General features: G+C 25.4%; 18 protein-coding genes and 1 pseudogene. 5 read left to right on the plus strand and 14 right to left on the minus strand.

The genetic code is table 11. From position 1 onward, the window contains the following. Window positions 1–30: 30 nt before the first annotated feature. Together KGF52_RS05130 and KGF52_RS05135 are read left to right on the plus strand one after the other, a co-directional pair. Window positions 31–627 (plus strand): hypothetical protein, encoded by a 597-nt coding sequence (locus KGF52_RS05130; RefSeq protein ID WP_227839362.1) that lies wholly within the window; start codon window positions 31–33, stop codon window positions 625–627. Between the two features lie 289 nt (window positions 628–916). Beyond that, the gene (locus KGF52_RS05135; protein WP_227839363.1) at window positions 917–1,564 is read left to right on the plus strand and encodes a recombinase family protein; all 648 of its coding nucleotides are present in this window, start codon (window positions 917–919) and stop codon (window positions 1,562–1,564) included. Between the two features lie 77 nt (window positions 1,565–1,641). Here KGF52_RS05135 and KGF52_RS05140 read toward each other — a convergent pair whose 3' ends face one another. The 4 genes from KGF52_RS05140 to KGF52_RS05155 all read right to left on the minus strand — a co-directional run bounded on the left by KGF52_RS05140 (window position 1,642) and on the right by KGF52_RS05155 (window position 3,574). After that, window positions 1,642–1,866, minus strand: coding sequence for a hypothetical protein (locus tag KGF52_RS05140; RefSeq protein WP_227839364.1), 225 nt, complete (start codon window positions 1,864–1,866; stop codon window positions 1,642–1,644). Between the two features lie 694 nt (window positions 1,867–2,560). Beyond that, a complete protein-coding gene (locus KGF52_RS05145) occupies window positions 2,561–2,887 on the minus strand; it encodes a hypothetical protein (RefSeq protein ID WP_227839365.1) in 327 nt (108 codons plus the stop codon). A gap of 17 nt (window positions 2,888–2,904) precedes the next feature. Next, a complete protein-coding gene (locus tag KGF52_RS05150) occupies window positions 2,905–3,312 on the minus strand; it encodes a hypothetical protein (protein WP_227839366.1) in 408 nt (135 codons plus the stop codon). A gap of 16 nt (window positions 3,313–3,328) precedes the next feature. Then, the gene (locus KGF52_RS05155) at window positions 3,329–3,574 is read right to left on the minus strand and encodes a hypothetical protein (RefSeq protein ID WP_227839367.1); all 246 of its coding nucleotides are present in this window, start codon (window positions 3,572–3,574) and stop codon (window positions 3,329–3,331) included. Between the two features lie 516 nt (window positions 3,575–4,090). On the opposite strand from KGF52_RS05155, the gene KGF52_RS05160 reads away from it, so the two are divergent. Further along, on the plus strand, window positions 4,091–4,246 hold the full coding sequence (locus KGF52_RS05160) for a type I toxin-antitoxin system toxin (RefSeq protein WP_032512355.1): 156 nt from the start codon (window positions 4,091–4,093) through the stop codon (window positions 4,244–4,246). Between the two features lie 166 nt (window positions 4,247–4,412). Here KGF52_RS05160 and KGF52_RS21595 read toward each other — a convergent pair whose 3' ends face one another. From KGF52_RS21595 to KGF52_RS05185, 6 genes and pseudogenes are all read right to left on the minus strand, one after another. Next, window positions 4,413–4,511, minus strand: a complete 99-nt coding sequence (locus KGF52_RS21595) for an SEC-C metal-binding domain-containing protein (RefSeq protein WP_227839368.1) — start codon at window positions 4,509–4,511, stop codon at window positions 4,413–4,415. Between the two features lie 369 nt (window positions 4,512–4,880). Beyond that, window positions 4,881–5,162: an N-acetylmuramoyl-L-alanine amidase gene (locus KGF52_RS05170; protein WP_255646292.1), complete on the minus strand. Its 282-nt coding sequence runs from the start codon at window positions 5,160–5,162 to the stop codon at window positions 4,881–4,883. Further along, on the minus strand, window positions 5,143–5,268 hold the full coding sequence (locus KGF52_RS21375; RefSeq protein WP_255646293.1) for a hypothetical protein: 126 nt from the start codon (window positions 5,266–5,268) through the stop codon (window positions 5,143–5,145). Before KGF52_RS21375 ends, KGF52_RS05170 begins: the two co-directional genes overlap by 20 nt. Window positions 5,269–5,292: 24 nt before the next feature. Continuing rightward, a pseudogene (locus KGF52_RS05175) lies at window positions 5,293–5,792 on the minus strand (phage holin family protein). Between the two features lie 113 nt (window positions 5,793–5,905). Continuing rightward, window positions 5,906–13,006, minus strand: coding sequence for a glycosylating toxin TcdB (tcdB, locus tag KGF52_RS05180; RefSeq protein ID WP_227839370.1), 7,101 nt, complete (start codon window positions 13,004–13,006; stop codon window positions 5,906–5,908). Window positions 13,007–13,522: 516 nt separating this feature from the next. Next, on the minus strand, window positions 13,523–14,077 hold the full coding sequence (locus KGF52_RS05185; RefSeq protein WP_227839371.1) for a sigma factor-like helix-turn-helix DNA-binding protein: 555 nt from the start codon (window positions 14,075–14,077) through the stop codon (window positions 13,523–13,525). A gap of 304 nt (window positions 14,078–14,381) precedes the next feature. On the opposite strand from KGF52_RS05185, the gene KGF52_RS05190 reads away from it, so the two are divergent. Beyond that, complete coding sequence (locus tag KGF52_RS05190) at window positions 14,382–15,146, plus strand: response regulator transcription factor (RefSeq protein WP_227839372.1); 765 nt, start codon at window positions 14,382–14,384, stop codon at window positions 15,144–15,146. Window positions 15,147–15,754: 608 nt separating this feature from the next. Here the strand turns inward: KGF52_RS05190 and KGF52_RS05195 are convergent. Further along, the gene (locus tag KGF52_RS05195) at window positions 15,755–16,870 is read right to left on the minus strand and encodes a tyrosine-type recombinase/integrase (RefSeq protein WP_227839373.1); all 1,116 of its coding nucleotides are present in this window, start codon (window positions 16,868–16,870) and stop codon (window positions 15,755–15,757) included. A gap of 479 nt (window positions 16,871–17,349) precedes the next feature. On the opposite strand from KGF52_RS05195, the gene KGF52_RS05200 reads away from it, so the two are divergent. After that, on the plus strand, window positions 17,350–17,565 hold the full coding sequence (locus tag KGF52_RS05200; RefSeq protein WP_227839374.1) for a BlaI/MecI/CopY family transcriptional regulator: 216 nt from the start codon (window positions 17,350–17,352) through the stop codon (window positions 17,563–17,565). A 688-nt stretch (window positions 17,566–18,253) separates the two neighbouring features. Here the strand turns inward: KGF52_RS05200 and KGF52_RS05205 are convergent. The 3 genes from KGF52_RS05205 to KGF52_RS05215 form a co-directional block, all read right to left on the minus strand. Then, window positions 18,254–19,633, minus strand: a complete 1,380-nt coding sequence (locus KGF52_RS05205) for an ADP-ribosyltransferase (protein ID WP_227839375.1) — start codon at window positions 19,631–19,633, stop codon at window positions 18,254–18,256. A gap of 1,040 nt (window positions 19,634–20,673) precedes the next feature. Then, window positions 20,674–23,307: a binary toxin-like calcium binding domain-containing protein gene (locus tag KGF52_RS05210; protein ID WP_227839376.1), complete on the minus strand. Its 2,634-nt coding sequence runs from the start codon at window positions 23,305–23,307 to the stop codon at window positions 20,674–20,676. Between the two features lie 48 nt (window positions 23,308–23,355). Then, complete coding sequence (locus KGF52_RS05215; protein ID WP_227839377.1) at window positions 23,356–24,738, minus strand: ADP-ribosyltransferase; 1,383 nt, start codon at window positions 24,736–24,738, stop codon at window positions 23,356–23,358. Window positions 24,739–25,007 lie beyond the last annotated feature (269 nt).

Raw genomic sequence — 25,007 nt, forward strand, 5'->3', positions numbered from 1 at the left:
ATTTTATAGTACTGGAAAGAGGTGATTGAAATGAGTTGTATACAAATAATAGGTTTTAAAAGAAATGGTATAGCTGAATGTTATGATACAGTTGAAAATCCATTTTTAGGAGCTTTATCAGTATGGAGAATATTAAGCAAGAAATATATGAGACGAGAAATAAATTTCTTGAATGATAATGATGTAGATGAATTGTTTAATTTGTATAAAGATAAGAGATTATCAAGAGAAGATAGAATTGTTTTAGGTTCTACATTTGATGAGGCATTAATAAAAAAGGAAAATTTAAAAGAGGTAATAGAAGTATATAGAAATTTTAAAGGTAAAACAAATTTAAGAGAACAAGCAGATATTTTAAAAAGAATTTTAAACAATGATGAATATATTGCAGTAGGTTTTAATCAGACCAGTGTTAATTGCGATAGCTGGATAAGCTATTCATATGAATATAATGACAATGATGATGATGAATATGAAAAAATTGAAAATAATTATAATTGTTTAGAAGGAGATAAACATTTCTGGCTAATACAAGATATAGATAATATGAAGTTTGAAAACTCAATCTTTAGAAAAATAAAAAATAAAATAAAAAACTATATACATGTTGAAAAATATTATAGATAATATTAGATTAAATAATTAATTATATGACTATAGTAATTTAGAAATAGCATAAGTAAAAACTTAATATATTTGTATTTTATATAATATTAAGAATTATATAAATATTTAAGTTCGGAAAAACCAATGTTTAACCAAACTTAATAAAATTTGGTATTTTATTGTTGAAATAATTGAAAAACTATATAAAAATAAGTTCGGTAGATGGAAAATTGAAAGAATAGTTTAACCATACATAAAATATAATGTTATACTATAACTATAATAAAAATAATAAAGGAGTAAAATTTATATGATAGTTGGATATGAAAGAGTAAGTACAAAAAAACAAAATAATAGTAGACAAGAACGTATATTAGAAAATGAAGGGATAAAATTCAATAAAGTATATAGAGATAAAATGACAGGTGCAAATAAAGATAGACCTGCTCTAAATGAAATGTTATTAAGTGTAAGAAGTGGAGATATTGTATACTGTGAATCAATAAGTCGATTAGGAAGAAGTTTAAAAGATTTGATTGATATAATAGATGTTTTAATTGCTAAAGGTGTAAGAGTAAAAATACTAAAAGAAGGTATAGACACCAGTAATAATACTTATAAATTATTATTAGGAATTTTTGGTGCAGTTGCAGAAATGGAGAGAGAAACAATACAAGAAAGAACACAACAAAAAATAGACCAATTAAAAGAAGATAAGAAAATCACTGGTAAAATTAATACAAAAAGTGGTAGATGGTTTGGTAGACAAGCAATAACCAAAGAATCTTTAGATAGTAACAAAGAATTTGTTAAATACTACTTAAAAATATTGGATGGAAGTTTAAAAAGAAAAGAAGTAGCCAAAATTTTAGGTATTGGTAGAACTACTTTATATGAGTGGATAAAAGTTTATGAGGGTGGAACAATAAAAAGAGCAGATAGAAAAAATACTAAATAAATGTTTCAAAAGTACAAGAAAAATGGTGAATATTACAACGACTCACCATCTTTCTTATAATCCTATTTGTAAATATTTTAATTAAAGAACATAAGCAACCAAGTAACAATTGAGCTTATTATGCTAAAATAAAACATACGTTTATTATAGTCAATTTTATTTATCTGATTTTTTGTTTTAGATTTATTATTTTGCTTATTTTTCATTTTATAACTTTTCTTACAACTATCTAATTGTTTAGTATTCTTACTCATGTTATTACCTCCCATATGTTTATCTGATTGTTTAGTATTCTTACTCATGTTATTACCTCCCACATGCTTATCTAATTGTTTAGTATTCTTAATGGTACTTTCACCTCCCATATGTTTATCTAATAGGATATTTTTAAATTGTTTTCTATTTACAAAGATAAGTTTTATATATCTATTTAATATAGAATATCTTTTAGATATTATTATTTTTGTCTGTATAACCATATAAATTATTTATAATTATTTGATGTAAAATATCTTTTAATTATTTTCTATTTACAAAGATAAGTTTTATATATCTATTTAATATAGAATATCTTTTAGATATTATTATTTTTGTCTGTATAACCATATAAATTATTTATAATTATTTGATGTAAAATATCTTTTAATTATTTTCTATTTACAAAGATAAGTTTTGTATATCTATTTAATATAGAATATCTTTTAGATATTATTTTTTTTATTTGTATGATTACAAAATTTTTTATTTATACTAATATGGTTCTATTTCCAATTAAATTTGAATTTTATTATAATATTTCATTAAAAATAAGTGATTTGCTACTATAAGATATTTAACGGCTGTTGTAAGTAATTTTAATTAAAAAATGTATAATCGTAAATGGAAAGAAAAAGAACGTATTTAAAAGCTAAATAAATCGGTTGATTTTTGCTGGGAATATAATAAAAAACCTAGAAGTATTTTTCTAGGCTTTTATCATATATATTTTATTTTATATTAATCAAATTTAATATCTGTAACTTCATTCCAATTTACTTCTTTAATATTATTTGGATGATATAATTCTACTGTATGTATTGCATCTTTATAACTATAATAAATTACTGTTTTAGCATTAGTATGATTTTTTTTGTATCCTTGATATTTTGCATTAGTTGGAATTTTACTTTCTATAAAATTATATGCTGAATTAGTTTCTATTGTTTCAACTCTATTTGAATCAAAATATATTAACATAAATAAACTTATAATTATACAGATGCATGAACATCCAATAAGATAAAATTTGAACCATTGTCTAAAACTGATTTTATTTTTTTTCATAATAGTTTATATCTCCTTTAAAAATTTTCTAATGATATATAATCTATTTCATTATTTATTAATCTAAAAATTTTACTGGATATTAAATCTCTATTTATTTTATAACTTTCAAACTTACATTTTTCTAATACCTCAGAATCAAAACTATCATTAGAAAGTTGCTTTATATGTAAATATTGTTTTAATAGTTCTTCATCTAATAACTCTAAAGTTCTTGAATATGTATCAGTGATTGTAATAATATTGTTATCAAGATATTGTAATAATACAGATTGCAATTGTAGAGATAGTAATTTAGAATATATTATTTTAAAATTCTTAATATAATCTTTTGAATTTTCCATTAATACAATTTCTATATTTTTTAAAGTACATTTATTTGTATTTATTTCAATTAATCTATTGTTTGTATTTGAATTATACATACTATTCCCTCCCCTGCTATATACAATCATTAATTAATTTACTATCAGCTTTAAATGTAATAGCCATACTATAATTGCCTAGTCTTACAAATTCAGTGTTTATATCTTCTAATTTGTGAATTTTAGTTCTTTTTCTGTTTCCATCTTCCTCTTCATATACAAGTGTCTTTTCTGTTCTACTTATAATTTTAATTTTGAATTTACAATCTCTATCACAAATACTACTTGTTTCATAAGTTTTCCCAACTAAGAATTTTATCATCATCTTACCTCCATAAAAATTAATTATAAGAATTAAAAAGTCGAGTTGTTTTTTTGTTGAGCTGAAGATTTCATATTTGCATTAGTTTGTCAAAAAGCTCTGCTAAGTATAAACTTTTTTTGGCCAATGTTCTTAGGCTAAAAAAAATTTATACTGGTTTTGACAAAATAAAAAAATATGATAAGCTGTTGCGATAAAAAAACGACTAAAAATATTTACATTACTTATTTTGATGGGTTTAATGATTTTGATTTTAAATAAATACATTATATTTATAAAAGCTCTTAGATTAGATTGTAAAGACTTTTGGGTTGTGAAAGTATATTACATTACTTGTTGTATTTATAGGGCTTGAAATTGAAATAAATAGATAGATTTGTATTATAAGAACTATAGTTATTAATTTCCAAAACTTTATGATATAATTATAGAAGCAAGAAGATTAAAACTATATTTTAAGAGTGGAGTTCATACTAAAGATAAAAACCAACTTCCTAAAAGGGAGGAGGTGAAAGTATGAACGAGTTTTTACTTAGTGTTTTAGCAAGTTTAGCAGCTAGTGTAATAATTTACTTAATTAGTAAGTTAAACAAAAAAGTAAAAAGCCACTCTGTGCGAAAGAGTAGCTTTAGTTTTGAACTAAAAGTTAAGTTCAAAAAGAATAATCAATAATTTCTGGACTCTACTCTACAGCAAATAAAGTATAGTCCTTCTTGCTTTTATTATACCACAAAATGTGGATTTTGATACAAATTTATATCTTTTTATTAATTTATAAAAAATATAAGTTGCTATTTTATATAATTTCTTGATTAATTGTTATATTGAATTAGTGACTTCATTTTCCACAACATTTTTTATATTTTTTTCCACTACCACAATAACATCGTTCATTTCTACCTATTTTCTTATTACTATCTATTTTTTCATTAATCATTGCTATATAAGGGTCTTTAGTTAGGATAAAGTCTTTAAAAAAAAGAAGCCTATAGTTTTCTAAGTTAGATTGATCTTTAAATAAAGGTATTTGTTTAGTTTCTTCTTCAAGGTATTCTAATATTTTACTTATATTATTTGGATTGTCTAAATACTTTACAAATTCATCTGCTACAGGTTTGTTATTTCTCCATAAACATTTTAGACGTTTTGAATCTAAATGTTCTTCAGATAAAGGGTATCTACTAAATTTATTATTTTCTAGTTTTTTTATATTTACTTTATTATGAATAAAAAGTGTTTCTGTAAAGAAAAAAACTCTGCTAGTTCATTCAAAAAACTGTTATCTATACTTTTATTTTTTGCATAATTATATGATGAAACAAATTACTGTATGTTTAATCATTTTATTTGCCCCCTCACTATTTTTTATCTTATCCTTAAAATCTATCCATAACTTTGGATTATCAAGCATCTTACGAGGACAATATTTTCTCTTAGCATCATAATGTCTAATTACTTTATCATTTGATATATTTAAATCTTTCATCAATATTTTTGTTAAATCTATTGTATTTTGTCGTGCTTTTGAATAATTTCCATCATGATTTACACATATTTCTATATTGATACTAGTGTAGTTCCATAACATGTGCATGTCTCTTAGCATCTGATCCCTTATCCTCATTATCAGTTTCATGGATTACGATAAATCTAGGATTATTCTTATTTTGATAACATTTTTTCTTTGTTAGCATTTTTATTATATCTACCATTATTTTTTATTTTCCCCCCTTAACATTCAATTCATCTGTCATTGCATCTAGTAAAGATACTATTTTATCCTTTAATTTCTTAGGTACTGGTAATCCACATAAATACATATTTTTTAATATACTTACACTTTCATATAAAATGAACAGAATAGAAAAAAACTCAGATATTCCAAGATGATTTAATTTTAAAAAATCAATCAATTCTTGTGGGAACATAAATAAAAAGTTAAACTTTGTAAGAATGTCAACTACAGATAAAAAAAATATACATGCTATCATTGCTACTTTTCTTATTCCTCCATCTATTCCAAGACTAGAATTAAATTTACGGTTTTTTATTGCACTTAAACATCCTAATAATGTATCAAATGATATAGTTAAAATTACTAACTTTATAAATATATTTTCTGATAAAAAAGATATTGTCATATTAATAACGCCTCCTAACTTTATATTAAAAAAATATTTTGTACTATTACAATATAAAAAGGTGAACTACTGTGTATTCATTGTAGCTCACCTTTTTATTGGTAAATCTTAATATTAGATAGAACACTTTATGCAGTGCATCATTTTGTTTATTTTTATATATTTAAATATAGAGGGATATATTTAACATTTATTCACTGACCACTAATTCAGCTGTATCAGGATCAAAATAATACTCCTCATCATCAATAGTAACTGAACCAGTTGCTGCAATATATTCATCTGTAAAATAATATCTCTTTTCATCTAAATCTAACCAACCAGTATAGTTTATTGATTCTCCTTCAAAATTCTCATCTAGAGTATTTTGATGTGCAAAATATTTAAATCCATCTGGTGTATTAAATACTCCAATCTGCATAATTCCATCTTCACTAAAATAGAACATCTTATCTTCTATATTTATATAACCAGATTGCATAACACCATCTTCATTAAAATAATAATGATTATTTTCAAATGATATAAGGCCTGTTCTCATTATACCATTCTCATCAAAATAATATTTTGTATCATTAATTACATTAATACCTTTATATGCTTTTTTAGTTTCTGGATCGAAATAATATTTATCACTTTCATTTTCCATATCATAGATCCATCCAGTCTCAATTAGATATGTTTCTCCAAAATAATATACATCTTCATTAACTTTAACTAAACCACTGTATTCAACTGCTTGTCCATAAATATTTTCATTTACAGTATTAGGAGGCGCAAAGTATTTATATCCATCTGAAGTATCAAATACACCAATTTGAACTATACCCTTCTCATCTATATAGAAATAATTATCATCTATATTTTGTACTCCAGATTCTATAATTCCAGAATCAGAGAAGTAAAAGACCCTATCATTTATAGTGACAAATCCAACTTGCATAATTCCATCTTCATTAAAGTAATATTGCTCATCATTAATTAATGAAAAACCTATAAATGCTTCTGCTGTGTTTTCATCAAAGTAATACTTTGAACCATCATCTAAATTTCTCCATCCAACTACAGCTGTAAATGAATCATCAAAATAGTAAATTTTATTATTGAAATTTAATATACCAGAATATGAAAGTGCTTCACCTTCTTCATTCCCTAAATCTTCATTATAATGAGCAAAATATTTAAATCCATCTGATGTATTAAATACTCCTATTTGCATTTCTCCGTTTTCAGCAAAGTAGAAATACTTGCCATCTATTTCAGTATAACCTACTTTCATAACACCAGAATCATCAAAATAGTGTTTCTTATCATTTATACTAACAAATCCTTTTTGCATAATTCCATCAGAATTGAAATAGTATTTATCATCACCTATTTGATTTAAACCTTTAAAAGCTTTACCTGTTTCTGGGCTAAAATAGTACATTTCACCATCTAATTCTTTCCATTCTACAGCTCCTCTATAATTATCTTCAAAATAATAAATATTTTCGTCAATAATTAATTTTCCAGTAAAATCAATTGCTTCTCCTTCTAGGTTTTCATCAAGTGTATTAGCTGGAGCAAAATATTTAAATCCATCTTCTGTACTAAATACACCTGTTTGTAACACTCCAATTTGGTTGAAATAATAATTTTTGTCATCAATTATTGTATCTCCAATTGAAGCAGCTCCACCATTAGTTGGATTAAAGTAGTATTTATCATCACCTACAGTCGTGAATCCAGTTATCAAATTATTTACTGGTGGTTTGAAATAATACAATGAATCATTAATATATATTAATCCAGATACTTTCATTCCAAAGTTATTAATATAAAATTTCTCATTATAGAAAGAAATCAGACCCAATTTATAGCTACTAAATCCATCCTCATACTTTGAAGGTGTAAATGCTGAGATTATTTCACTTAAAGATACATCTTGCTTATCACTAAAGTTAAAAGATAGCTTATTTGCTAAGGTATTACCTTTAAAAACATTAGCGAATCTTATTTTAACTTGTGATGCTTTATCTTCTCCAATAGTTGACATGAGAATAAAATCATTACCATCATTACTCCATATATATCGTATAGATAAATCGTTGATATTAACCTTTATTTTTTCACTTATATAATTTGCATCTAATACAATAACTTCTGGATAAGTATTATTTGTTTCATGTACAGGTGTTATATTTATTTCATCTGTATATAAATTTGGTGAAATTATAACTTTGTTAATAAAACTGTCTATTCCATAAAGATGCTTTTGAGAGAAATTAATAACAGTTGAAGATATATTTCCAGAATCATCTAAATCATAATTTGGTTCTACTATCATATTTTGTCTATTTCCTAAATATAAAGTATATTTAGTATCTAGAGCATTAAACTTAATGAAATATGGTTGTATATTATCATTTTCATCACAAATAAACTCGAACTGACCAATAGAAGTCATACCACTTATTATAAAATTAGTCTCTAACACTAAATTAACCTTATCTTGTAATGAGTGGCTGAAAACATTGTTTATATTCATACTTTTTAAAAAGCTCATTAAAGAATCTGAAGTATTTGTACCAACCTTTTTATTCATAAACGTTAAAATCTCAGCTACTCCTTTTTCATCTAAATGTACTCCATTTAATTTTATAGTGTGTTCATCCTGTAGAGTAAAAGAAAGTGATATTTTTATATCATCCTTAAGATAATAACCTGTTAATATATTAATGTCATCTTTAGTTATAACTTTAACATCTTTCAAAATGTCACTATAATGTCCAAATGAAGGTTTACTATTATCCATATAAACCTTACTTATAAGAACTACATCAGATAATTCAGATGCAAATAAACCTTCTTTTGTTGAAACATTAATAAAACCATTCTTTTTTCCTTCAGCATCTACGAAGCTATAAGGTATATTTTTCTGCAATTCACTATTGAATCCTATATAATCTATTTTCTGTTGAATATAATTTGAATTTGACATTAATGTTTTTAATTCGCCAGAAAGAAGTAATTTATATGATTTTGATAATAAATCAACCTCTATAATTGCATTTATTCCTTCTAAAATTGAAAATGTTAAAGAAACAAATCCATTACTGCCATTTACATCTCCAGAAAAATTAAGTTCATGGCTATTTAAAATGATTTTATTATCTTCAATACTTAGTGTAGATAAAATACCTTCTATTAAATCACCTTTTTTAATTTTATCAGATTCTATAGTTACATCTCTCACAACATTATCAACATCTATAATCCAAACATCACTTTCACTTAATTCTATATTTATACCCATATTATATTGAGAAAGAGACAATGCATAAGTTCCTCCTGAACCATAGAAAGAATATGATAAGTTTTCTCTTATATATTCTGTAGTTATTACTGGAACTACAAAACTTCTAGTATTACTATCTAAATTTATTCTTATATTAGTATCTTCATATCTTGGTTTTAATGTTGTTATTAAAGCATCAGCTATAAAAGCGAAATATCTCCAATAAAACTCACCTTCATAGTGATTTCTTATACGGTCTAACAGTTTTGTACCATCATTTTCTAAACTTCTTAAACCTGGTGTCCATCCTGTTTCCCAAGCAAATACTCTATTTGGGGCATTAGGTAATACCATTAAATCTTTTGACAAATCAAGTTCTTCTTTTTGTACTTCCAATACATCATATATAGATAAGTATGGCTCTCTATATGTTATTGATGGTGATGAAAAGAAGTGATCTATATCGTCTGTTACTGTATGACCTGAACCTCCTTCCATTCTCCATATTTCACATTTACCTAGAGTTATTGAATTATTATTAAAATCTATTTCTGATATTACTAAATCGTCTTGTGGCATTATTATTTTATCATCTAATAAAGTAAATGCTCCCTCAGTTTCAGCTAATGAAATATGCTTAAAATAATCTACAACCTTTGTTGCCTTATCTCTAAGTATAAGCTCATTGTTTACCAAACTTGGTATACCTGCTGAAATTCCTGCTAAAGGAACTAAAAGTATACTAAATCCACTAGCTATTCCTAGGGCTGAAGTAATGATTGCAGTTGTAGCTGCTGTTAAATTTACTGCCATTATACCTATCTTAGCTTCTATTTCTTGTCTTAATAATGGGTCACTCGTTTCACTTAGCTCTTTGATTGCTGAACCTAAACTTACACCATCTATGATAGTTGCAATTACAGGTAATCCTTCAGATAATGTAGGAAGTAAGTCTATAGTTTCATCTAATGCAGTTGATACTAATTCAACAACTTTGGCTGCATCTGTAATAGTATTTAAACCAGTACTAAATAATTGAGCATAAACTTGAACTTTCATTGCTACACTTAAATTACTAAGAGATTCTTTAGAACTATTATATTCTATTAATGATTGTATAAAAAATGCAGCATTTAAAGTATTTACTTCATGTGTAGTATCTAAATTTACTTTTTTTACTAACTTACCATTTACAGTATCAAATATAGTATCTTTTACCTTAGAAATCTCTTCAGTTATATGATTAGCATATTCAGAGAATATTGTCTTTTCAGTTTCTACAAATATAGATTCTCCAGTTTCTTTATTAATAAATCTTATACTAAATCCCTCATCAGTCTCTGATATGTCCTCAAAAGATATAAAATGAGAATCTTCTAATTCATTCTGTTGTTTTAAGTCGCATAGTGCATCAGAAATAGATTCTATTAGTTTAAATTCATTTTTTATATAATTAATAGAGTCAGAAGTTAAATTCTTAGCTTCTTCAATCCTTTCCTCAACAATTTGTGTATCTATATTTGAAATAACATTTATCTCACACTCTGCTAACATTACTTTTTCTTCTAGTTCAATATCACTTGAATTAGAATTATTTCTAATTTCTTGTAATAATGTAGACAGCTCAGGTAAATTTTTAGATTTTACTATAATTTTATTTTCTTTAGAATTAAATGATATATATTCTTTTGATGAAATATCCTTTATAATACTTTCTTCTTTATTTATCCATTCACCAGAATGATCTAATAATTCTCTTCTTCCTTCACTATTTATTCTAACTTCATATTGATTTGCACTTACTATAATAGAGTCTTGACTTATAGATGGCATTAATTCTGATATTTTATCTTTAACTTTAAGCAATAATTTTCCAGGATAAGTCTCTTCTATATTGATAGAGTAGCTAAACATATTACATCCTAATAAATTTATTTCTATTGCCTTAGGAGAAATATCCTCTTTAGCTAAATCTATTACTGTTTCTATTTCTGTGGATAATGAATCTACATCAAGGCCTGCAAATATATCAGTATTAAACTCATCTTTACCATGACCAATAAATGTTAATTTAATCTTAGGTCTATCAGAAATTATACTTGGAATTCTATACTTGTCTATTTCTTGTATTTCATCATCTCCAGGATTATAATAATATGCAATTTCTGAATCCTCTATATTTTTCTGAAACAGTATACTATCATAAGGAGTCTTTGCAAATAAGTTACATGCTGCTTCATAACTAATTTTATCTCCCTGTAACTGAACAATGTAGTGTATATATCCTCTCTCTGAGCTTCTTGCCAATGAAGATATTTTTTCTAAAAGATACTCCTTGTCAACTACTGTATTTTGAGAAAAGTCAAGATTGTCATCTTCTCCAAGTGCCCCTTCAAAATAATTCCTTTTATATTCTTCAAATTGAGCTTTAGCTCTTGCATCGTCAAATGACCATAAGCTAGCCATTTCTTGTTCAGTTGATTGAGAAATATTAGTTTTAGAGATTTCAAAGTTTCTTAAGTCAGCTTCTATCAAATGGATATTCATACTGTCTTCTTTAAACATTAATAAATCTTGATAAGCTGCCGCATATGCCTCAGGGCCACTTAAGTTAATAGTAGTTTTAACATCTGGGAAGAAACCAACTCTTAAATACTTTCCTAGTTCCATCATAAATCTACCATTATCTGCATTAGCTTCAGCCATTATACTATCAATAAAAGTATTCGTTGTAGTATTAAAATCATTATCCTCGCTAATAGCTGGATTTAAACTATTATTCAATATTTTATACCTGTTCTCGATTTGTTTTACTATTAAATTGCTACAATATGAGTCTTTCACAGAAATTAGCCCTTGATTTATAATACCCTTACTATTAAATGCAATTTTAACTTCTAGTGGTGATGCCTCCATATCGCCAAGTGATGAGAATATTTCTGATTTATCTGACTTAGAAGCTAGAGCAGATTCAAAACTACTTTGAACTTCTTCATCTAACATATCAAAATGTTCTGAAGTATATCCTGGTATATATTCTTTGTATTTCATTATAGCTTCTAACTTTGTCATTTCCCAAAAATCCACTGTTACTGAACTAGGTTTCTCTATAGACTCAAATAAGTCTGGTTGTATTCCTGGTAACATATCAACATCTAAATACACACCACCAATTTCTTTTAATGCAGATATTCTTAATATGTCAGAAGCAGCAGCTAAATTCCATCTTTCTACCAACTCTTGTTCATATAATTTGAATGACTCTCCATTTTTAAATTCTTCAAAGTTTCTAACATCATTTCCACTATTCTGTGTAATTTTATTTAAAGATTCTTCAATATAGGCATTAAGTTCATCTATCTCCTTTGAATACTCATTTGAAAGATACGTCTTTACAATATCATCAATTATAAGTTCAGGATTCTCTTCTCTTTGAGCTTTATAGTAATTTATGAAATTTTTCTGTTTATCATAAATCATTTCCATACGTTTTCTATAAAAATTATTATGGTCAAATCTAGGGTCATTTAAATTTTCACTAAATGATTCAAGTGTATCATTTGTTGTTGCTTCCACTATAGTTTTTTTCAATGTGTTTATCAAAAATGCATTACTATCATAAAAAACATTAGTATTATAATCACTGTTTACATCTTTCCATTGATTTATATAATTAATTGCAGTATCACTTATTTGACCTCCAATCCAAACGAAGTGTAAATTTTTCTCAACTGGAGTTAAATTACTATTCTTCAGTTCTATTACTTCTGTAGTTAAGTATTCTTTAAATTTTTTTAAGGCTTTATTTCTTCCAGACTTTTTATATGTATCTATATAAGCATCTGTTAAACTATTTATATCTTTTAATTTTAAATATTTTTCAACTACGGTATTTTCTGACATATTATGATACTCTTCCAAAGCATCTAATATTGCTACATATTCATCTTCTTGAGTACGAAATTTTACATTTGCCATTTTTTCTAACTGCTTTCTGTTAACTAAGCTCATAAAAATTTCTCCTTTACTATTATATTTTTATTGGAACTAAGTACATAAATGGTGAAAGTTTATTACATATTCTTCCTTCTATCTGCAGAGTATATTAATATTAATTTAAGTTTTCATATATATTCACTTCCTAACATTTTAAATTGAAGATGCTCATCTGATTAATTTGCTCTTCTACTAGATAAAGATGTTGTTTAAGATAAATATGTAAACCTTTTTGTAACTATAATATAAAAATTAAGTTATTTCTGCATAGGATCAATATATTTTGTATCGATATAAATGGTGAAAGTTTATTACATATTCTTCTTTCTATCTGCAGGGTATATTAATATTAATTTAAGTTTTCATATACATTCACTTCCTAACATTTTAAATTGAAGATGCTCATCTGATTAATTTGCTCTTCTATTAGATAACGATGTTGCTTAAGATAAATATGTAAACCTTTTGTAACTATAATATAAAAATTAAGTTATTTCTGCATAGGATCAATATATTTTATATCAATATTAATTATAAATTTAAAAAATTTTCATAGTCTTTTTTTATTTTTTTAAAGGCTCTATTTTTAGCTTTATTAACAGCCTGTCTTGATATTTTTAATTTCACTGATATTTCTTTATCAGAATATCCCTTTAAATATTTATAAAAAATTACTTTTCTTTGAATACCAGATAATTCGCCAAAAATATAGTCAATGAAGCAAATATCTTCTTCAAAAGTACACTTATTTTGATAATCAGTTTTCATATTTAGTAGTTTTTCATCAAATTCTACAAATTGAAACTTCATTTTGGAATATCTTTTAGACAACTGAAACATTTTATTTAATAGTGATTTATGAATATACTTGACTATAATAGCATCGCTTTTATTTGTTATTTTTTTTAAATTAATATTTTTTATTAAATCAATAAAAAATATTATCAAGTCTGTTTCTCCCTCTTCATAATGTAAAAATTTACTAAGTTTTTTTATTAATGGCTTAAACATAATTAGAATTTCTTGCAAGTCATCTACTGAGTTGCTTCTTGATAAAATAATTAATTCATAAAAAGACTTTTGCATAAAATCATCTCCCTTTATACTTATAATGATTATATTTTTAGAGATTTGACAACATTTATGAAATAAAAAATAATAAAGTTGCAATATTAGATAAAAAATACTTAATAAAATATTAATTTAAATGATAAAACTAGAATAATATTTAAATATACTTAATAAATAGGTTGAATATTTTTGATTTATGATATATTATAAAAGTAAAACACTTTATTAATGTAGTATATTTTAAAAAACACTGCATAATGATTTTTTAAAAAATCTTTTTTTTGAATTTTCAGTTTTTATTGTTGTGGGAGGAATTATATTGGATATATTATTATTTGATAACGATGTTGCTTTTGGAAGAAAGTTAAAAGATTGTATAAATAAGATACTAATCAAAGATGGATTTGATAATGATATTGTAAAATTATATCGTAATGCAGATTTATTTTTAAGAGATATTAATGAGAAAAATAAAGTAAGAATATTTTTTATTGGAGTTGATTTTGAATATAAACTAAATGAAGATATTTGTGATGGCTTATGGTTGGCTCAACAAATTAGAAAAAATGACTATGTTAGCCCTATTATATTTCTTTCAAATTATGTAGAAATAGGTATGAGTATTTTTAATTATATGCTTGAAGCTATGGACTTTATATCTAAACATAATATGGATACTGCTGAAGGAAAAATAAGAGCTTGTATTAAAACTTCTCATGAAAGGTATTTTAAAGAGATAAATTATAAAGAAAATTTTTTTACTATTCATAAAGATTTTGAAGTTTGGAGAATTCCATTGAGTGAGATAATCTATATTAGTACATGCTCTAAATCTCATCAAGTAAGAATTGTAACCACAAAAGATGAAATTTATGTTTATAAGACTTTGAAAAGTATAGAATGTTTAGATTCTTGCTTATCTCGTATACATAAATCCTTTATAGTTAATAATCAGCATATACTTTCGCTAAATATAAAAGGAAAGTTTATGAAAATGTCTAATGGAGATAAATGCTCTATATCTGATAAATATTTGAAAGATATAAGAAAACTACTTAAAATAAAAGAAAATATTATCATATAATTAATAAAAAAAGAAGTATAAAATTTTATATATTATACTTCTTTTTTTATTAATTATATGTATATAATATACTGAATATTTATAATTCCTGAAAATCTATTTTTATTGCTTATAAATCTTAATTTTTATTAAAATAGTATATTTTGTACAGAAAAAGGCTAATTAAAGCAGAGAAGTATATAAATCATGAAAAGATGATAATATTTTTATATTTAAACTATATAATGTAAATAAGTAAATTGAAACAAGCATTAGGCGTAAAGATAAAGATTACTTAATAGCAAGGCTTATGTTGAAAGTCTAAATGAATATTTAAAGTAAAATATAATATATGCTAATTATAAATCTCTTATAGAAAACTTTAATAAAAAATATATAGTATTAAACTTGAAATAGAAATACTCTCACACTTTATAAACAAAGTTTTCAAGTTATAAAGAAATATTGGCACTGAATGTAATTAGAATGCACTCCTAAGATACTTTTTTTAATTTAACTTGATATTGAGATAATATTTTTTCTAAATATAATTTTGAATCTTATTTATAATTTAATGTTTTAAAAGTGAAGCTTTATTTTCGATTTGTAGAGCTTTGAAAAAATCCGCCTTATGATTCATCCTTGTATAATTTACTTGCTATTTTATCAGAAGCTTCTCTATCCATTTTATCAAGTACGTGAGAATATATATTAAGAGTGGTATTAACATTTGAATGTCCAACTCTTTCTGAAATAACCTTTATAGGTATATGTGAGTTCATAAGTAATGTGACATGTGAATGTCTTAAATCATGAAACCTAATATGAGGAAGTTGCTCATACTCCAGGAATCTTCTAAATCTATGACTTATAACACTTTCATCTATAGGATTCCCTTTCTTATTAATGAACAATAGATTATAGTTATTTTTAATACTGCTATTTAGTAACTCTCTTTCTTGCTCTAATTTATGTTTCAATAAGAGATTCATTATCTCATCTGGAGTAGATATCTTTCTGATTGAACTTTCAGTTTTAGTATCTTTTAGTATAACTTCTCCATTAACTTTTGCAGTAATTTTCTCTATTGAAATTATTTTTCTCTCGAAATCTACATTTTCCCATGAAAGACCTAATATTTCAGATATTCTCATACCAAGACCAACACCTAAATTTATATGTAGCTCTAAAGTAGTATTTTTACAAGCTTCTAATAATCTTATTATTTGTTCTTCATTATAAATTTCATTTTTAAACTTCTTTGATTTAATTAAATCTATTCCTTTAGTTGGATTCTTATCAATTATTCTTAAAGCAAATGCACTTTCAAATGCAAGTTTCATTATATTAATATGTATTTTTAAAGTTTTAGAACTTAGAGTATCTGACAAGGTATTTATGTAATTTTGTATATGTATTGTATCAATATCTTGTAATCTCATTTTACCAAGATGTGTTATTATGTATTTATTGCATATATTGATATATTTACTATAAGTAGTTATTGACCATCTAGATTTATATTCTTCTATGAATGCTTTTAAAAAATGTTTAAACAAAATATTATTTGGAATTAGTATATTATTTTTATACATACTATCTTTTACTTCTGCGAGCCTTTTATTAGCTTCTCTTTTTTTAGTAAAAGAACCCATATTCTTTTGTTTTTTCTTTCCAGTAAGTTCATCCTTATATTCTAAGTAGACTATATACTTTTTATTTACAATTCTTATAAAACCAGTCATAAAAAATCACCTTTCTTAAAAAACTTTATATGTTAATTATACCATTGAAAACTAAATAAAAATATGATTTCACTGAGTTACAACTGAAATTTATAAATAAATAAATAGTATAACCTATTAATATCAATATATTATAAAAAATATCATAGAATATTTAATTCTATGATATTTTTTATGATTTAATAACTAAATATAAATTTCGATTTTAAGACGATGTAATCTAGCATAGGATAAATTATAAAGCAATAAAAAATATTCCTTTCTTACAGGATTTTAAGAGGTCATTATTTTTGTAATGACTGATATCGAACCTTATATAGAATATTCTTAATTATTCATGTAAAATTATCTTAATAGACAAGATTTTTTATTAATATAACTTATTTTCATTTTGTAAGTATAAAATTGCAATATATTCTAGGAGGGTGTCTTATTATTAAAATAATATCACAAGCGGAGTTAAAGGTAATGAAATTTATTTGGGAAAAAATGATGAAGTGATTTCTAAAGAAGTCATGGAAAATAAATATAATTGGAAAACATCTACAACACTTACCTTATTATCAGAGTTGGTTAAAAAAGAATTTTTATCAGCTGAAAAAATTGATAGATACACATATTATAAAATTGTAGTTAGAAAGAGAGAATACTTAAACTTTAAAATTGAAAATTTTATTGGAAAAAGAAAAGTTTAAACATTTTATAGAAATAGTAAAGGAGCTGGATGAATAAATGAATACTCTATAGTTGTAAGTAGTTTAGGTATTTGTATATTAATAATTCTAAAAATATGTCTAATTAAAATATTTAATAAAAATTTTAATTAGATATATTTTTAGAATGCTACTTTTCCAAATATCTTGTTAAATTGAATCTACTACAAAAACAGAAGAAAGTTCTACTCTATCATATCACCTATCTTTATATCCATGAATTGCAACTTCTTTAATTAGTTTATATAAATATCCTAGTAGAAATATATTATTTAAATCTAGAAATTTATTTTAAAAACCTTCTTATCACTATGAAACAAAAGAAAAGATAGAAAAATTCTTTAACAATACTGGTTGCTCTTTAAGTGCTAATTATAGAGTATTAATAGACTCTTAAAAACTCTAAACATACAATTGATGAATAAACTTTATAAAGACTTTTTATAAAAAAAATACATTAGAGAATATATCAGAAAATAATTATACAATATACGCTTTAACATTAGCTTTCATAATTTTATATGATTGTACATGAGTTCATACATTGACCACTATTCTTGTCTGTTTCATAGACAAGAATAGTGGTCAATGTATAATATATAAAAAGCGATATAACACTAAAATGTCATACCGCATACTAAAAATAAACATATTTAAATTGTATAAAAAACTAATTTACTAATGACATATCAAGAATTAAATTTGTTGTAGTCCCACTTTTATAAGTATCAATTTTATTGATTTTAAATGTACTATTATGATCTACAAGTAATTCACGCTCACTACGAGAACCATTTAAATTTGAAATATACGCTGCATTAGTACCTTTAGGTAAACGCATACGAATAGTAAATTTTCTAGAAGCAAATGTAGAGTTTTTTAAGCTAGTTATGGCAGAACTAACAAAGTTTGGATATGTTAAAGTTTTACCCTCCCACTTTTCTTTAAATGCATTTACATTTGCTTCTAAATTAAAATTATATTCAGGTGATGTAACTGTTAAACCAAATTCAGGAGCACCAGCTTTTCTATATACTGTCAAGTTACTTGGTAATGGTTTAATTTTTAATGCACTTTCAATACCTCTTACTTCTTCATCTATTACTGGATCAGGTGCATTTACTGGTCCATTTGAAATTAGATAATTATTAATTACTGAATATCCCCTTTTTCTGTAGTATTCTAGAGCAAATTCTTCAGACTTACTCAATTTTGATTGCCAATCAGCATAAGTTTCTTTTCCCCAAGCATCCCCTTTTTCTTCTTCCTCTTTAAAATCAAGACTATTTACTAAAGATGCTTCAACTTTTATGTACTGTTTTCCACTTATAACAACACGAACTGTTTTATCAACCTTTACACTATACCCTTGTTCTATTAATGTACTTACTGATTCATTATTTTGATATGGTAGCATTCCAGTTCCTTTAGGTAATTTTAAATGTACAAATAGGGGTGTAGGCTTACTATCTTCTTTACTTGGTTCATATAAAGATACATCTTTAAATCCATCTTGGGAAAATAATCTATCTTGTACAGTATCTTTAAACTTATTAAAATTTTCTAGACTAATTTCACTTTCTGAATTTCCTCTAATTTCTCCATTAAAAGCAAATTTATCAGCAGATTCAAAATAATAAATATACATAGGTTTATCTATTTTATTTTTTGATATTGCACTTTTAAGGTCTTTATATTCTTTTTCAAAAGGATGCTCTAATAGTTCTTGACTTGAAAGATACATTCTTTCCTTGGAGTATTTACTTATCTCTACTGAATCTTTCTTATATTCTGTTAGAGCTTCTTTTTCTAATTTTCCAAGTCCTTTTTCGATTCTTTCAGCTTCTGATTTTTCCCATTCTATAGCTTTGTCTCTGTCTTTAAGAAAATCTTCAGGTCTTTCTATAGGAGCTTTATAGTTAATGGTAGTTGCATTTTGCTTTGAATATCCAGCTAAACTTTCAGCATAAGTACCACTACTAAATAAGATGTTTGTCAAAATAAGACATAACACTAATACTATAGAAATATAATTTCTAATCTTTTTCATATAAAATCCCTCCTCACATTATTTTAAATAACTTTTAAACTTTATTCTGATAATATTATACAGTTTAAATATAAAAATATTAGTTATATTTCACAATTAACACCATTATTTGCTTTAATCATCTATATTACAAAACAATGAGTTATTTTATATTAAATATTTTTTTTAGGCAAGATAAGTATTATTTCAGGAAATGTAATTATACAGAATACAATATATAAATTATTTTTATTTACTACAAACCTTTTACATCTTGTAAGAACTTATTAGATATGGAACACTTATTATTAGTCGCTTTTTACATTTTTTCTTCTAAGTTTAAAATATTCATATCTTGATTAGATTATTTAACTATAAGTCGAAATTCCTCTTACTCACCGTAGGAGGTGGAGGATGTAAGTTCAATCAATAAATTGTTTTTCACCTTGATTTGTCGTATACTAATAATACGTTTAGAACTTTTCAAACTGAATATATAAGGTTGGTACTAGAAAAGGTTAGTACCATAAAATATTCAACCAATCGCCACATATAGATGGAGCGAAAACCAAGCCATGAAATCTATATGTTTAGTTCATTCACAATCCAACGAGGGTGACTCTTGCCGAGAGAAAAGTCGGTATTATTAGTGTTGATACACCAACCGAAGGAACTTCGGAGTTAGCTTGGTGATACTGATAGCAATAGTTATCTTGACCAAGAAGCCACTACTTCAAATTAGCCATAGGTTAATTAAGTGTATGGTAGTTCACAGTTCACTGTAATTTCTAGTATCTCATATAATCAAGAGCATTGAAAATACTAATCTTTCATTATATTTCACATTAACTAAATCGCAAGAAATAGTTTTAAATTACTTTATTTTTTTGCTGATGAAGTCGGTATAATAAAAATCTAGTAATAACATTAAGTAAAAACTTATAATTATATATTTTTTACTACATAAAAACACCTTATAAAGTAGCCTGTTTAATCAGCTTGCTTTATAAGGTAAAATATAGTGTTTGTTGGGGATTATATTTTTATAAAATTAAGCTTGCTTATTTATGGTATTCATAAACTAATATCTCTCTGTTATCAGGAGTTACAGCATATATCTTCATTGGTTTATATGTTAATATCTTTGCCAAATCTGTATCATAAGTTTTCAAGTTTATATAATTAGTTTTAGGTTGATTTTCATCTCCTCCATAATTACGCATTTCTTTATCTCTAGTACCAATATCTTTATACACTCCATTTTCAAGAGTTGCATATACATGGTATTTATTAATATAATTAAGTGCATCTTTATTAGTATCAGTAGGTTTAAAATAATATCCTTTAAAATAAGATTGTCCAGTAGTTGTGTTCCATTCAAAATCTGCATAATATGTCTTATGTGCATCTATTATTTCTTGATCAGTTGGAACTTTAACATCTTGCTCTTTAAGTATTTCTGGTGTACTATTCAACTCTGTAATAGATAAATTATCTAAGAATGTTGTACCACTACCATTTAATGTTATCTCTACATCTGAAGAGTCTTTTCCCTCTGTCTCAAATTCATAACTGAATTTTGTATAATCTTTTTCTGGTACTAAATAATCTGTTTTCTGTTCTTTTGCCTTTACGTTTACAGATATTGAATTAGAACCTGAAGGATCTTTTGAGTATCCACTGAAAACATAACGTTTATAAGGCTTTAACTTAGACATTGGTATTGTAATCTTTGTTTGTCCTTTTAATTTATTAGCTGCACCTTGTAAACCATCTTGATTTGTAGTATCAGTATTAGTCCATGCATTAGGATAATTACTATAACCATCAAAATTAGTAAAATATGAAGGTGTTTTTATAAGTATATTCATACCTCTTTCAAGTTTAACATTATATATTTTTTTATCATCTAAAGTTTTTAATCTCTCTTTAATTGTATCAGCTGTATAGTCATCAAATATAAGTTCGACACAACTCTCATCAATTGCTACTCCATTAAAATATAATAATCCGTCTTTTTTAGTAGCACCAAAAGCTTTTTCAATTGCTTCTCCAATTGTTAATTGTGGAGTTTTATCTTCTGGATCATATGAATCTTTAGCGGCAACACGTCTTTCATAAGATTGGCTTCCTGTGTCTAATATAAGAGATGCAGAAATACTATCTACTTGACTTATATAATCTGACCAGCTATTTCCTTCTGTTACAATTTGTCCATGACTATTCTTTGTACCAAAATTTCCACTTACTTGTGTTGTTTCTAGTTTAATATCTTTTCCAGCATCCAATTTCTTAAGTTGTTCATAATTTATTGGTATTAGTTTAGAACTAAATTGATCCATTGTATTAAGTGCTAAAGGAGATACACCTTTTTTAGGGTATGTTTCATTAGGAGATAAATTATTGCCAATTTGATTTTCTTGTGCTTTAATAGTTGATAGTGTATCTCCATCTAAAACTAAGTTTGTCGTTGGTGTTACTTTATACATAGGTGCAGTACCAGTGTTATAGTATCTAACATTTGCATTTATATATGCTGATTCACTTTTACTTATTTGTAAACCTGTATTCCAAGATTCTCCATTACTATCTTGTACAGCAGTTGAAGTGTCTGTTGTATGAGAATAATTTGCTGTTACACTACCTGTAAATCCATTTTGATATCCAGCAGTGACAGATACACCAACTGTATTTGCATCAGTTTTACTGTTTGTAGTAGATCTAGAAACTGATTTTCCTTGATCTGTAGAAACATGATCATTTGTAGATAAAATTAATTTTTCCATACCAACTCCGACAATTGGATATGCTGCAACTAATGGGTCTCTTGCTTCTTTACTTATAGCTCTATCAAATGTACCTGAAGCCTTTTCATAGTCTGTATATGGATCTCCAGCAGTATTTGGTTCTAAATAATTTGATACATACTTTTTATATCCCTGCTCTGCAAAACTATCTTCCCATTTTACAGCAATCAAATCTTTAATAGTATAACCATTTCTTTCATATGCATCTGGAATATTATCATTGTCTGTATCCAGGTCTTCATCTTCCCAGTCAGACATTAAATTTGGGTCAAAGAAATTATTATTAGGAATAAATGGGTCATTTTTCTCTATTTTAGAATAGTCTCTTAAGAATAGATTTTCTTGTGGTATAATTGTTTTACTACCATTTGATTCCCAATAAAGTTTAGGCGATGATAAGTTATCAATTGAACCTAAATTTTTATCTTGTAATTCTATTCTGACTTTATATTCTTGACCTTTCTTCATATTGACTTTAAGTGTTTTAGACACATCACCTTTTGCATTTACTTGCATTAACACATCATCTCTATCAGTCGATAATGTATATTCACCATCTTCTGAAGGAATTATTCTTCCTACCCAACGTACAGATTTTACATCTGATTTGTCTTTATCCAAAAGCTTGTCTACTTTCTTTTCTTCAAACTTTAAATTACCATCTTGTATTGGAGCCATTAATTCTAGGTCTTTAAAGTGCTCATCTGCAAAGTAATAGCCCATTAATCCATTGCTTGGAATCGTATCTTCACTTGCTACTTCTCTTTTTTGATTTGCATAATTATTTGTAGTAGTTTGTGCATATACAGGATATGCTAAAGCTTGACTAACTATAGCTGTAAGTGTTAAAAAACTTAATATCTTTTTGTTTTTCATTTGTACTTTCATTATTTCTCCCCCTTGTATTAAAAGTTTATTTTAATTACTTGTTAAACATTAATTTACTAATATTGCATCAACAATTACTTTTGTCGTAGTACCATCTTTATAGGTATCAACTTTATTAATCTTAAATTTACTATCACGATTTAAAAGAAATTCAAATTCTCCTCCTAATCCTGGAAAAGATGATACATATGAAGCAGAAGAACCTTTTGGCATATTTATGCGTAGTATTATTTTTCTAGCTGCAAATCCATTCATATTTATACTACCTATACTTGTGCTTATAAAATTTGGATATGTTAATATTTGACCTTCCCATTTCTCTTTAAATGTATTTACATTTGCTTCTAAGTTGAAATTATATCCAGGTGATGAAGTTTCTAAGCCAAACTCAGGAGCTCCACATCTTCTGTATACAGTTAAATTAGATGGAAGAGGTTTACCTTTTAATGCACTTTCAATATTGTTTATATAAGCATCTAATTGTGGATTAGGATCATTTACTGGTCCATTTTTTATTAAATAATCATTAATACCTTTATATCCTTGAGCTACCATATAATATTGTAATGCATCAATCTGACTTGCGTTTAATTCTTTTGCCCAATCACTATAATTACTTTTTCCCCAAGCATCTCCTTTACCTACTTCATCTTTAAAATCAAGACTATTTACTAAGGATGCTTCAACCTTTATGTACTGTTTTCCACTTATGACTACACGAACTGTTTTATCAACCTTTACACTATATCCTTGTTCTATTAATGTACTTACTGATTCATTATTTTGATATGGTAACATTCCAGTTCCTTTAGGAAGCTTCAAATGTACAAATAAAGGTGTAGGTTTACTATCTTCTTTACTTGGTTCATATAAAGATACATCTTTAAATCCATCTTGTTTAAATAACCTATCTTGTACAGTATCTTTAAATTTATTAAAATTTTCTAGACTAATTTCACTTTCTGAATTTCCTCTAATTTCTCCATTAAAAGCGAATTTATCAGCTGATTCAAAATAATAAACATACATAGGCTTATCTAATTTATTTTTTGATATTGTACTTTTAATCTCTTTATACTCTTTTTCAAAAGGATTCGCTTCCATTTGATAATCATAAAAATAATTTCTTTCTCTAGAATATTTACTTATCTCTCCTGAATTTTTCTTATATTCTGTTAAAGATTCTTTTTCTGCTTTTCCAAATCCCTTTTCGATTCTTTCAGCCTCTGATTTTTCCCATTCTATAGCTTTGTCTCTGTCTTTAAGAAAATCTTCAGGTCTTTCTATAGGAACTTGATAATTAATAGTAGTTATCTTTTGATTTGAATATCCAGCTAAACTTTCAGCATAAGTACCACCACTAAATAAAATGCTTGTCAAAATAAGACATATCACTAATACTTTAGAAATAGTATTTCTAATATTTTTCACATAAAACCTCTCCTTACATCATTTTAAATAACTTTTAAACTTTATTTTAATAATATTATATAATTTAAATTCCAAAATATAGAATAGATTTCTTAATTGAGCCCTTTTTTGCTTTAAAGCCATTTATTTTTATAAAAAATAGTTTTTTATAAAAATAAATGGCTTTAAAGGCAACATATTTGGTTTTTAGGAAATAACAGAATACATTATATATTATATATTTTTGTAAAAAAGAAGCTATCTCACTAAGAATTCTAAATAGAAGGCAT

Source organism: Clostridioides sp. ZZV15-6597, assembly GCF_020657815.1.
Classification (GTDB): Bacteria; Bacillota; Clostridia; order Peptostreptococcales; family Peptostreptococcaceae; genus Clostridioides.